The organism is Streptomyces sp. NPDC057253 (genome assembly GCF_042669125.1).
Classification (GTDB): domain Bacteria; phylum Actinomycetota; class Actinomycetes; order Streptomycetales; family Streptomycetaceae; genus Streptomyces.
Genome location: NZ_JBHUXV010000037.1, coordinates 1 through 11,845 on the forward strand (window position 1 = coordinate 1; position 11,845 = coordinate 11,845).

The window sequence follows — 11,845 nt, forward strand, 5'->3', positions numbered from 1 at the left end:
GTCCACACGCGACGCGTCATCCCCCGTCACCTCTCGTCATCTGCCCCGGCCAGGGCCTGGCCCCTGAGTCTGGATGCAACGCGGCATTGCGGCCGCAACTGAACCCGACCGAGGTGAGATGAAGTGCAGAGGATGACCAGGAGGGGCATGGAGTGGCTCTCCGCAGCAGCGGACAACCCTGCGGAGTGCCGGCAAGTCTGGGCGGACGACCCTCGGATGCCGTGCCTGCTGTCGACCGGGCGCTTCTTCGACGTGGTGAGCGTCGAACAGCGCGTCGGGACGGAGATGTTCGACCGCCTCCTACGAAGTGGGATGCCGTTCGGACCGACGGTCGTCGACCGCAAGGCGCAGCGCGTCGGGTTCTTCCTCGGCTCGGCGAGCCGCGAGACCTTCACGCACTACCTGGAACGCGAAACGTCATCGACACCTCCGTACCGGTACCTCGGCCGCGGCTGCGCCGTTGTCGTCCCCGGCCCCATCCCACTGTCCGATGACCGCTATCAGTGGCTCCGCGCCCCCACACGTCGGCCGGAGGCCAATCCGCTGCGCCCCGTCGCTCTCGCAACCGCGTTGGTCGCCTCCGTGGAACTCCTGGCGCGCATCGACCGCTTCGACGAGCAGTACCCGACGCCCTACGCGGCGGTCGCTGCCCTGCCCGAGGAGACGAACACGGATGCCGGATGAGCCGACCGGCGGTCGAGACGCTGCCGCGTGGTCGCCTCTCGACAGCGACGGCTGGTACGCGGCCCGCAACGCGACTACCGCACTGCGGGATGTCCTCGTGCGCGCCGGCCTGGAGAAGGACTTCCCCTACCTGCGCGCGGACTTGAATGCCTTCGGGCACGGCCTCGTCGAACTGGGCCGAGTGTCCCCTGACACAGCCGAGCGTCTCGCAGAGCTCTTGCGCCTGGCCCTTGCAAACGGCTTCGGCCGAGACCGTAACGACGACGATCACGAGCCAACCACCACCGAAGAACACAAGGGAAGGGCCTGACGCCATGACCGACCGGCGCGGAGTGGTAGCCAAGCGAGCGGAGAACCTGTCGCCCGGCGTGCCCTACGTACGCGGCTGGAACCGCGCGCGACGAAGCGCCAGCGCTCTGGCCGATCAGCTTGTGTTGCTCGGACTGGACTCGGACTTCCCGGGTCTGATCGCCGACGTCAACGTCTTCGGTGACGGCTTGGTGCAACTCGGGGCGGTTCGTCCCGGGGCGGCCGAGCTGCTGGCGAGTCTGGTTGCGGCCGGACTAGCCGCGGAATCGGCGGACACGACGACGAACGTGCCCCTGCTCCCTCCCCGGGAAGAGCCTGCGGCTTGAACCGCTCCTCGGCGGTCGGTTGCCCTGCCGCTCGGCCGGGACCGGCGCTCCAGCGCCGCAGCCCGGACGAACGGCAGGGCTATCAGCTTGGGAAGCTGCGATCACTTGGGGGTGGCTCGTGGACTGACCTGGGCGAACGCTTGCCGAGCGGTCCCAGCGAGCCTGGCCGCCTTCACCGCGATTCCCTGCTGTTCCCCGCTCGATCTGGTGCGCTTGTTGTGCGGAGCTGCTCCACGCGGCCACCAGACCCGAGGCTGCTCAGCAGTAAACGTGCCATTCCTCCCTCGGGATCGTCCCCTCCCAAGCGTCCCAAATCATGTCCGCCCACTCCCGAGCCACGAACACAGGTCGGCTCAGAACGACATCACCAACGCGCTGGGCGCGGGGAACGACTCCGAGAGCATCGGTACCGAGGTCGCCGAACTGCGAGTACCTGATGGCTTCGTCCAGCCCTTGGGCACTCATGTGGTCGCTGAACTCCTCTTCCAGCTTGGAAGGGACTTGCCCCACCAAGCTCAGATGACCCAACGTGATCTGCGGACCATGGCGTGCGTCGACAGCGACACAGGCAAGGCCTCCGGCTGCTGAAAAGTACGTCGTCAATGGCCGCGCGAAGGAGTTCGGGTCACTGAACGTGATCCAGTCGCCTGGCGTTTCGAACTTCGGGCTGGCGCCTAGTGTGACCGCAACTTGATCAACGACTTGGTCGCGAGTCATTCCGAACCGCAGCGGCCCCACGCCGACAAGAGGCACGAACGGCCACGGCTGCCTCTCGGTCTCCACCAGCAACGCACGCTCCCCCTTATGACAGACTCCGCTTCGTGCGGTGCCAGTTGGCGGCACCCTACCCGGGGTCCCTCCAGTCTTCGGACGTGCACGCTTTCCAACTGTTGTGGTGGGGACGTTCACCTGCGGTCAAGGCCGATCGGCTGGCGCACCTTGCAACCTCAGCATCGTGATCGTCTTGGAGGTGCCTCACCGGAGGAAATCACTGTTTGTCCTACATGGGCTGCTTGCGGGTACCACGATGTACGCACCACCGTGAGAGGACAACTATGACCACCACCCTTGCCAAAGGCGGCAACGCTGTCGTGTCCGGAGCGGTCTGCCGCGTCACCCTAACTTCTCGAACTACGGGCATCGACGTATCTGCTGTCTTGCTTGCGCAGGATGGAAAGGTGCGGAGTGATGACGATCTGGTCTTCTACAACCACTCGTCGCAGGATGGGGTCGTGCTGAACGGCCAGACGATCGTTGCGGATCTGACCGCAGTTCCTGCGACAGTCGACCGTATTGCGATCGTCGCCAGCATCGACCCTGAACTGCCGGTCGCTCACTTTGACGCGAGCAATACCCCCCATGCCGCAATCGAGTGTGGAAGCGCGCCGATCGCGTTCGCGCCGCCGCCGCTTACGCACGGAGAGACAGTAGCCGTACTCGTTGAGCTCTACAGGCGAGCAGGCGCTTGGAAGGTAAGGGCAGTAGGCCAAGGATGGGACACTGGACTGGCGGGGCTGGCATCGGACTTCGGTATCGTGGTAGACGACCCTGGGCCGTCCGCGGCGCAGTCTCCAACTACTGCGACGGCTACGCAAAATCGGCCCACTTACGCTGCGCCGCCACACCCCGCCAAAGCACCGAACACTTCAGTGCCCGCCGCACCAGCTCCGCTGAGGCCGCCAAGTCGCCCTCTTGTCCCGCTGGGCAAAGTTGCGCTCACCAAGGCTGGTCAGGCGACCATCGACATGCGCAAGGATGACCCCAGCCTTGTCGTCACGGCCACGCTCGAATGGAACGGTGGAAGCGCAGCCCGAAGACGGGCCGGTGCTGACCTCGACCTGTACGCGCTCTATGTTCCGGGGGGTCTCGTCACCCTGCAAGGGAAGCGTCCGAACAAGTCAGAGCAGGTCATCTACTACCGACAGTTGGGATCGCCCGTCGCGCCCCCGTACATCGCCCTGGACGGCGACTCCCGGGTGCCGGGTCGCGAGACGATTACCATCCGTCGCCCCGACCTGCAGGGCTACGTCCTTCTTTGTGCCTATAGCGCGGTGGAAAACGGAACAGGTTCGTTCAAGTCCTACGGTGCTCGGGCCGTGATCACCGACGGGCGGGGGTCTACGGTGACCGTACCGCTGTTCAACAACCGCAACTTGTCCTACTGGGTCGCCATCGCCTTGATCGACTTCACTGTTCCCGGTGGTGCCCAGATCCGACACGTCGAGAAGTACAGCGGCAACCACGTTGAGGCTCGCCCCACCCTCTACTCAAACGGGAACTTTCGCATGAGCACGGGAAGGGTCGAATTCAAAACGAGATAGTCGTCAACACGTCCCAGAATCATGCTGGCAAGAGTCCGCCGGCCGGGCGCATTCCGGAAGCTCTCAACTTGGAAAGCTGAGGGGTTTTGTGCTTGCTGGGCGCCTGATCAGCTGCCGACTGTGCGGAACTGCTTCAATATCAGCGGTTCAGTACCCGGGATTCCGGGCCAGGTCCGTACTAGGTGGATCGGGGATCTGCGTCGTATCAGAAGTCGCTAGGAGAGTGTCAGGTCCGTCGTGATGGTTGCCCAGAGGGCGTCGAACCACATCTGCGATTGATCGACGAAAGCCGCGTCCCGCATGCCTCCCCCACGCTCGTAGGAGAAGAGGAGGGACGCGGCGCCGAGGGTGTCGTATGTCTCCAGGGTTTGGCCCTCCACCTCCTCCGCCCGCCTGGTGATCATGTAATACGCCATCAGGGCCTCCGTCCCGTTGAGGAGGTACAGCTTCATGGACGGGGTGAAGGGCAGAGCGCGGAAGGTCACACGGACGTCGATGCCGTGCGTCGAGCGAAGCGCCAGCAGATTGTGACGCAGGACTTGCCCTTGGACGTTGCGCAGCTCGAGCCAGCGCTGGTGGACCGGATCGCCGTCGAGGATCCTCACAGATGTGTCCCTGGGGCTCGTCACAGAGATCGGGAACGCCAGGTTGATATCTCGGGAGGGCAGCAGGATCCGCACGTCGATCGACCGGGGGTGGATGCGGCCCTCGTGGATCAGCCGCAGCGGTTCAGCCAGCGCCAGCATCAGCGTCTCCGCGGTCAGGCAGGCCGCGTCCACGCGGACTTCCGGCGCCGAGAACGCCTGCGCGAGCCTCGGTGGCAGCCCGACCATCGTCGGCAGTGGCTCGTCCGCAAGGCGCAGGGACGACGGTGTGGCGAGTGAGGTAACTGGTGGCGGCGGCGCCCCCCGTCTGGCTGCGGCTGCGCTGTCATCTTCCGCTGGTAGCGTGGCGGATGCGGGGAGATCGTTCAGGAGCTCAAAGGTGCTGCGGCGTTGGTGGCTTCCGGAAGGCAAGAATGTGTCGTCGGGCTCAATGCTCTCCACCAGGGAGGTGGCCGTAACCGAGTCCCGGTCGGACGCGAGCACTCTTTCGGCGTCATCCGTCGAAGGTGCCCGGCGGGCAGCGGTTCTGGCACGTTCCAGGGTGTGCCAACGGTCCCTCCAAACCTGGAGTTCGGGGTCACGACGGTCGGGCGGTTTCACCTCTTCGCCGTCGTCATAGGAGAGCAGGACGCGCACCAGCCACAGCAGTCGGTCCAGGGAGGCCGGGCCCCGCCGTCCGGCGAACACCTCGCTCACCGAGCCCTTCGACATCGCATGCCGCTCGCCGCACACCTTCTTTCCGCGCAAGAGGATCCGGTCGTACGAGGGGGCTCCACGATCCCGCTTCAGCTCGGTGAACGCCGCAGCCAGCTCCTGCAGCGTTGCCGCGTAACTGCCCCTATCGTTCCCGCCATTGGCTGCCATGCCGTCCCCCGGAGCGTGCTCGTGGGCAGCAGAGTAGACCCACCTGACCGGAACGGCACTGAACACAGTGAAACGACCCGGAACACGACGGCGATGTGTTCGGTAGTGGGCGGTCCTGATCGGCCTAGACCTCAGCTTGTTCGATTAATGCAGGTCAGCGGCATGTTTGGGGTGATGCTGCTGGCATGACCCAGATGACACCGCCGCCGGCGCAACCCGGTCGGAGTGGCTCTGAAGCGGAGCCACCGTTTCTGTCCCTGCACACCACCGTCGTTCTGCTCACCGCGCTCGTGCTCGGGCTGGTTGTCGGCGGTCTCGCCGCACTGACGGATGTCCCCCTCGCAGCCGCTGTGCTTGCTGGGATGACCGCGGCCGGCTCTTCGGTGCCGGTGCTGCGCTCGCTGATTGGCCAGCCTCGTGAGTGCTCCGGCCGTTGAGCCTGCGTTACCCCGAACGTCCTTTAGCGGGGCTGGGCCCCGGAGTGTCTGAGCCTCAGCCGACGACAGTCAGCCACGACGGCGGGTGTGTCGACCGACCACGCACGCGCTTGCCTCGCTGCACCCCCACTGGCCTCAGCCACGCTGCCACGCCATCGACCAGAGCAAGCCGCACCGGCGGAAGCGTGGCGGTGAGATCTTGGGTGAGGACCTCTTCGTCCCGAAGCAACTTGGGTGGGGGCGCGGCCTTGGGCTGGTGGGCCCCTCAGCTGGGCTGATGGTCCGCAGACGTTCGCGCTCGTCCGCCGTTGTGCGTGGGCGTTGTCACGCAGTTAGACACTCACGTGGGGTTCGGCGTACCGGGCTGGCTCGGCATCTGCTGTCCGGCTGCCGCCATGAGGGCTCGGCGAAGAGCGCGCCGGCCATGCTTCTGCTCCAGACCGCTCTCGTCGACCGCCCTCTGTAGCACGGCCTGACTCACCTCACAGGCGTCTTGCAGATTAGCTCCCTCAGCATGGGTGCCAGGGCTCCAGTCACGTACCGGCCCGTTCGTACGAACGTGCTCAACCAGCCTCAGCCGAGCTGCGTACACGCTGAGTTGCAATGCGACCAAGCCCCGCGGAAGCTCGATGTCGACCATGAGCGAAGGGTAGGTGCCGGACTCTCAGCTTGGGAAGCTTGGGTTCTACGGGGTCGACAGTCCCCGCTGACCTCCTGTTGAGCGGCGTCATGGCCTGAGGCTGACTCTGGGTGGGTGGCCGCTGTTCCCCGTGATGCCCTGCAGAATCTGGCACGGTTCTGGCACGACACGTAACTCTGTGGCCGCAGTGCGGCGTCACGCCCGATGATGGCGTCATGGATGTTGTCGTTCAGCGGGTGTGCACGTCGTGGACGAAGAAGTCGCGCGGCGGCTCTGAGGCTGCTCGCAGAAACGCCGCCCCAACGGCCTTCTTGCTGCCTCCGGGCATGACTGCTGGCCTTCACGAGGTCGCCATGCGGGAATCCGATTTCTTCGAGCCGAGCACAGAGGTGCAGGATCTGTCGGCTCCCGGGACGATCCTCCGCGAGGTCGATGGACTGCTGCGCGTGGATCCACCAGAGGTGAGCATGTTTGCCATGCCACGACGCAATCGGCGCCCGCCGGCCGTTCGTCTGGCTCGTGACCAATGGCTGCAATGGCAGATCAACTACCGGTTCGTCGGCCGTTGTGATGGGGCCTGGTCCTATCGACTGGAGACGTTCAACGTCCTCTACGGCTCTGCGATGCCCGACGTGTTCCTAGGTGTGCCGACACGCCACGTAGACGAGCGGCGGTCTCTGCGCTGAACTCTGCAGCACCAAACCGCAACGGCTCCTGAGGGCGCTTCAGCTCATGGGCAACGCGCTGGTCAGAGGCTCTATCGCGTCAAGTTGCCAGGAATCTGTCCACGAATAGTCCAGAGTTCGGAGCCTCCCGTCGTAGCCCTCACCAGGGTCGATGCATCGCCGACGGAAGCGTGCGTGACCTGATGTTGCTGGCTCAACCTTGTTGAGCGCCCGTTGTGCGCCCTTGCGGCAAGCCCCACTGCAGGTCACCGTCAGTATTCGTAGTTGCCTCTGACAGTGCCACGAGTGCGAGGGGGAACGGGGATGGCGGAGCGCAGCACAAGCGAGTCATGGTCGCAGGGCGTCTTTGGTGAATTGGCTGCGCCGTTGTCGAAACTGATCCCAGAGTGCATCGTCAGGGCCCACGAACGGGCGCGGGACGGCCACCGGGGAGTGGGAACACAGACTCTGGAAGCGTACGGTCACGGTCTTCACGCTTCCCAGTACGAGGAGTTGGCGGCCGGGCTCGCTGACCTTCCAGGCGCTACTGCAGTACGTCTGCAGGCGCGCACGGTGATGGTTGTTGCTGGCCAGGTGCTGTACCCCATCCGCTACGCCAAGCGAGACGTGCCGGTCACGGTGACCCGTCTTCGCCGTGCGGTCGGTCTCCGAGCCGATTTGATTCGCCGCCACGGTCCGGAGCCCCTTCAAGGGGAGTTGGATCTAGGGCTTGAGGAGCTGCAAGAACAGGAGTTCCACAAGGACTTGAGCCAGCTTGACCCTGATGCCGGCCTGGTCCTCCTGGCTTACGCGTGCGCCATGGGCGCCGGGGTCATGCGCCTCGAATGGGGAGACGCAGAGCTGCGCCGCGGTGACCGACACCTACTGTGGCATCACCATGAACCGCTCGACCTGCCCGAGGCACGGCGATCTGCCTAGTGGCCTGAGTGACGGAGGAGACGCTTAGAAGGCGCCTTGTGGCTGCGTCCCGACCTCCTCTTGACCTGTGACTTTTCCCCGACTTAGCCGCTTGACGGTAGAACCTTTGACACGGATTCGACACGTCGTGTCCTGGCGGATCTGTACGGTGCGATCGACACACACGCTAGAGACGAACTGTTGGGGGCGGGCATGACGGCGTATCTAACTGAGGCTGATCCACGATGGGCTAAGCACTCTGGTGAAGCGGGGCACTATGGATCCTCGGAGTGGGGTCCGGAGGACTTGGAGCGCGCTGCGACGTTCTTGGCCGAACTCGCGCCGCAGGCCCGGCGGGTGTTCCAGCACCTGCTGCGCAATCCTGGCCGGAGAATCCACTGCACGGAGTTGGTGGATAAGGCCCTGGGCGGGCCGAGCGAGAGTGATCCGGCGCGGCGCGTGGCAGGAGTGTTGTCCGGGATGAGCAAGGGACACAGCAACAGTGAGCGGCGGCTTCCATTCTACTGGTGGGAGGCTCCTGAGGGGAGCGCGGGTGCAACGTACGCAGTTCGCCCCTCGGTGGCAGCGGTGTTCCTGGCGGCTCAGCTCGACGCCGCGTGATCTGCACAGCCACAACTGATCACCGGCGGCCGTGACCTGTAGCCGCCTAAACGATCAGCATCCTGACCTGCTGCTGAGCTGTAGGCACTTGTCGGCGTTGGTCATCGTTGAGCGCCCTTCCATGGCCCGAGGACGGCCCGGGAGGGCGCTTTTCGCATGTACGGGGAAGCTGACGCCGTCTGGGTGGCACACTGTTGCCGTGTCAGATCCTTCGCCTTCCGCGCTCGCAAAAATCCTGGCGTCAGTTGCCGACAGGATGTTGGCCGACTTCAAAGCGAGTGGCATTGCTAAGCATCGAGGTTCAAAGGGCACCGTCCGGGAAGCCCAACTTTTGAGTACCTTTCTGCGGAAGTACCTACCTCGCACAGTTATTGCAGAACACAGCGGCGAGGTGATCGCTACGAACGGAGAAGTGTCCGGACAGTGTGACATTCTCATAATGGATCCCAGCACGCCGCCGTTTTGGGATGAGGAAGATTATCGAATCGTCCCAGTCGAATGCCTCTACGGGGTGATTGAAGTCAAGTCGTTCTTGGACCGTGAAGAGCTGCGCTCGGCTTGCGAGAAAATAGCGCGACTAAAGGCATTCCCGAAGACTGCTTATCACTGGGACAAGATCGGCCAGACGCGATGGGTCTATGGTAAGTCGTGGCATTACGTGCCAACAGTCGGCATTATATTCGCCTATGATGGAGCGAATATTGATAGCTTGGCTGAAGTGCTGAGAGATGTTTGCGAGACTCAGCCTCCCCATTTGCGCGTCGACAGTATCTGGGTGCTGAACAAGGGCTTCATTAACTGGTCCAGCCCGAATAACGGCAACGTCGATGTTTCTCCCGAACCGAAGGCGGGTGTTGTTGCTTTTGAAGCGACACCTCAGGAGATGCTGATGCCCCTTGTTGCTCACCTGAATATGCACTTCGTGACGGCTTGGATGTCGGCCCTGAAGATCACGGATTACATGCCCAATGACACGTGGGGGCGTGTAGTTCGAGCTTGGCCATCGCCCGCAGCGACTTCCGACGAGGATCCTATGGGAGCTCCGTAACCCTGCCGCAGCCCGGGCACACGGGCTCCGGAGGGCGCTTGGCTCCCAGGCGTGTGTACTGGCCAGAGTTCCGAAGGTGACCTATGGACGGTCGCTAGTCCACAAGTAGTCCACTGTTGGTTGCTGCCACACTGGCCCGCGACGGCAGCTCTACAGGGAGTCGCGAGCCTTCCATGAATCATCATGCCAAAGATATTCAGTAAACCCGTCCATGCCGTAGGTTATGAAAGGCCGCTCACCGTCAGTGATTCGGATTATTTCGCGGTGTCCGTCGATTAGTACGGGCAATTCGAGATGCCAACTGTAGCGTCCGATCTCCGCCATCACGTAAACATAGAACTGCTCGACATCTCCTGACGACAAGGTTACGCTTCGTGCCTCGATCGGTCCCCCCTCGGGATTGACCCAGATTGCAGTGCCCATTTCTAGGTTGATCTGGATTCGCCGGGGGTCCATCTCTGCCCCACCGACTGGACTGGTGGCGACAAGACCTTTCGGTGGGGTGCCGATTGGAAGCGAGTCTCGCCGCACTTTTGGAGGGTTTACCACGACTGTTGCGATCTGGCGTGAAGTGATTGTGATCTTAAGGACTGTCAGGTATGCATCAGCTCCGCCCAAGCCTTGAGCCCATGAATGCCAATCGGTAGGATCGTCAGGGGCGCTGTCCGGAAGTTCTGGCAACCAAACTGAAGATCCGACCCATCTAGGGAATCCGGCATAGATGACGGATGGATCTCGTTCAACGTGGATACTCACCGGCTTGATTTTGTAGATTCGACGCGACAGTGCCTCAAGCCGTTTTGATAGCGGATGAATCGCTGGCGTTAGAAGGAGCATGACGATTCCACCCGCGACTGCGGCGTAAAACTTGTCCACCTGATCCCCGATCATGTAATGCTGTGACTCTGGAGGATAGCAACGAGGTCGGCGGAGCGACTTTGGCCGGGAGCTGCTTTGGCGCGAGTGATCATGGCCCCGTAAGCTTCCGGCGCGTCGGGCAGTCTGTGGACCTGCCCGTTAAAGCACGACGTGGGGGCCATGATCTTCGAGGCTCGCGCCAAAGTGGCTGGCTAAAGTCGCGGAGCCGACCGCCCCAGCCACGGGGCCTCGGCCACGGTAGTGAGGTAGCCCGCGGGGAACCGCCGCCGCGATCCGGCCTCTTCGGTAAGACAAAGCGTCTGTGGCCTGTTGTGCGGCAATCCCCTGTTCCCCATGGCGCGGTGCTTGGTTCTTGGCCGCTATGGGTGGCGACGGACGGACGGCGGTCCGCAGCCGGTGACGGAGGCATGGAGGCAGCGGGGCGGCGGCCGGCCGGCGCCGCCCCGTGTGTGCGGCCCTCGGTCCCTGGGATCGATCCCGACTGTGTTGGGCTGCTACGGGTCTGGTGGTCTTGATGGGGTGTTTCGTGTCCGTGCGCTGTGCGGTCCTAGCGACGCTGAAGGGTTCTACCTCCAAGGCCGGATCGCGGCGGCGGTTCCCCGCGGGCGTACCCGCGTCACCAGAAGCCTGGCCCCGGGTACGGGGCGGTTGGCATCCGCGGTGGGACGGGCGGCCGCGAGCGCAGCGAGCCTTGATCATGTGAGGAAAGTCTGAGCCAAATCGGCCTCTGCTACAGCCTGAACGACAGTTCCAACTCGTCGCCTGGTAGGTGGAACTCCTCTAGAGCCAACGGCTTGTCCGCCTCCGCGAGCGTCACGCGGATGACGTGCAGGAGGGGCACTCCGTCTGCGAGTCGGAGGGCCTGGGCCTGGTCCGGTAGGGGCATGCGGGTGCGGATGTACTCCGTGAAGTGGAGTTCGTGGCCCAGGTCGGTGAGTGCGCTGTAGAGCTCCGGTGCTGGCGGCGGTGCCTCCTCCTCGTACTTGGTGTCGATCAGTACCGAGAACGGCACGTACGTCCTGTGGAGTTGGCGGAGGCGGCCATGGTCTGCCGTCTGTAGGGCGTCATACGTGAACATTGGCTCGCCCGGAGGGATGCGGAGTAGGTCCGCCAGGGCCAACGGGGCGTCGGTGCGGGTAGCTACGGGTGGCTCGGCGTCGGTCCAGCGGATGCCGTCCGCCTCGATGTAGTGGCCGTCTGGGGCGCGGCGTACGCCGCGTGCGCGCGTGTGGCTGGGGCGGCTGTGGGGGGAGCGAGCGAAGGTGCCGCGGCCCATGATGGCCTCGACGAGACCGGATGCCCGTAGCTCGGACAGGCCCTGACGGACTGTGGGACGCGTCACGCCGAACTGCTTCGCCAACGCCTCCTCCGACGGGAGCGGTTGGCCAGCCGGGAAGGTGCCGTCCAGGATGCCATCGCGCAGGTAGTCGGCGATCTGCCGGTACTTCGGCTGCGTGTTCTTCGGCGGCATGCAGGCCCTCCGTGGCCGTGGCTTCTACGGCTGTGCACGCCTGTAGACGGCTTGTCT

Annotated in this window: 13 protein-coding genes; 9 read left to right on the plus strand and 4 right to left on the minus strand. The window is 63.9% G+C overall.

What is annotated here, in order from left to right:
• The first annotated feature begins 123 nt into the window (after positions 1-123).
• Genes ACFULQ_RS21235 through ACFULQ_RS21245 form a run of 3 tightly spaced genes read left to right on the plus strand, consistent with a single transcriptional unit; the run spans position 124 to position 1,319 of the window.
• Positions 124-684: a bifunctional DNA primase/polymerase gene (locus ACFULQ_RS21235; RefSeq protein ID WP_383546192.1), complete on the plus strand. Its 561-nt coding sequence runs from the start codon at positions 124-126 to the stop codon at positions 682-684.
• On the plus strand, positions 674-994 hold the full coding sequence (locus ACFULQ_RS21240) for a hypothetical protein (protein ID WP_383546193.1): 321 nt from the start codon (positions 674-676) through the stop codon (positions 992-994). Before ACFULQ_RS21235 ends, ACFULQ_RS21240 begins: the two co-directional genes overlap by 11 nt.
• Positions 995-998: 4 nt before the next feature.
• The gene (locus ACFULQ_RS21245) at positions 999-1,319 is read left to right on the plus strand and encodes a hypothetical protein (RefSeq protein ID WP_383546195.1); all 321 of its coding nucleotides are present in this window, start codon (positions 999-1,001) and stop codon (positions 1,317-1,319) included.
• 258 nt (positions 1,320-1,577) lie between these two features.
• Here the strand turns inward: ACFULQ_RS21245 and ACFULQ_RS21250 are convergent, their stop codons facing one another.
• A complete protein-coding gene (locus ACFULQ_RS21250; protein ID WP_383546197.1) occupies positions 1,578-2,108 on the minus strand; it encodes a hypothetical protein in 531 nt (176 codons plus the stop codon).
• Between the two features lie 266 nt (positions 2,109-2,374).
• Here ACFULQ_RS21250 and ACFULQ_RS21255 point away from each other — a divergent pair, with 266 nt between their 5' ends.
• Positions 2,375-3,640: a TerD family protein gene (locus tag ACFULQ_RS21255; protein ID WP_383546199.1), complete on the plus strand. Its 1,266-nt coding sequence runs from the start codon at positions 2,375-2,377 to the stop codon at positions 3,638-3,640.
• Positions 3,641-3,855: 215 nt separating this feature from the next.
• On the opposite strand, the gene ACFULQ_RS21260 is transcribed toward ACFULQ_RS21255, so the two are convergent.
• The gene (locus ACFULQ_RS21260; protein WP_383546296.1) at positions 3,856-4,785 is read right to left on the minus strand and encodes a GntR family transcriptional regulator; all 930 of its coding nucleotides are present in this window, start codon (positions 4,783-4,785) and stop codon (positions 3,856-3,858) included.
• Between the two features lie 509 nt (positions 4,786-5,294).
• On the opposite strand from ACFULQ_RS21260, the gene ACFULQ_RS21265 reads away from it, so the two are divergent.
• The 5 genes from ACFULQ_RS21265 to ACFULQ_RS21285 all read left to right on the plus strand — a co-directional run bounded on the left by ACFULQ_RS21265 (position 5,295) and on the right by ACFULQ_RS21285 (position 9,438).
• Positions 5,295-5,546 (plus strand): hypothetical protein, encoded by a 252-nt coding sequence (locus ACFULQ_RS21265; protein WP_383546200.1) that lies wholly within the window; start codon positions 5,295-5,297, stop codon positions 5,544-5,546.
• Positions 5,547-6,401: 855 nt separating this feature from the next.
• A complete protein-coding gene (locus ACFULQ_RS21270; RefSeq protein WP_383546202.1) occupies positions 6,402-6,872 on the plus strand; it encodes a hypothetical protein in 471 nt (156 codons plus the stop codon).
• 303 nt (positions 6,873-7,175) lie between these two features.
• Positions 7,176-7,790 (plus strand): hypothetical protein, encoded by a 615-nt coding sequence (locus ACFULQ_RS21275; RefSeq protein WP_383546203.1) that lies wholly within the window; start codon positions 7,176-7,178, stop codon positions 7,788-7,790.
• Between the two features lie 192 nt (positions 7,791-7,982).
• Positions 7,983-8,390, plus strand: coding sequence for a DUF6416 domain-containing protein (locus ACFULQ_RS21280; RefSeq protein WP_383546205.1), 408 nt, complete (start codon positions 7,983-7,985; stop codon positions 8,388-8,390).
• A 199-nt stretch (positions 8,391-8,589) separates the two neighbouring features.
• Entirely contained in the window at positions 8,590-9,438 is an 849-nt protein-coding gene (locus tag ACFULQ_RS21285) for a DUF6602 domain-containing protein (RefSeq protein WP_383546207.1), read from the plus strand.
• A gap of 150 nt (positions 9,439-9,588) precedes the next feature.
• Here the strand turns inward: ACFULQ_RS21285 and ACFULQ_RS21290 are convergent, their stop codons facing one another.
• Complete coding sequence (locus tag ACFULQ_RS21290; RefSeq protein WP_383546208.1) at positions 9,589-10,314, minus strand: hypothetical protein; 726 nt, start codon at positions 10,312-10,314, stop codon at positions 9,589-9,591.
• Positions 10,315-11,047: 733 nt separating this feature from the next.
• Entirely contained in the window at positions 11,048-11,788 is a 741-nt protein-coding gene (locus ACFULQ_RS21295; protein WP_383546210.1) for a GntR family transcriptional regulator, read from the minus strand.
• Positions 11,789-11,845: the final 57 nt, after the last annotated feature.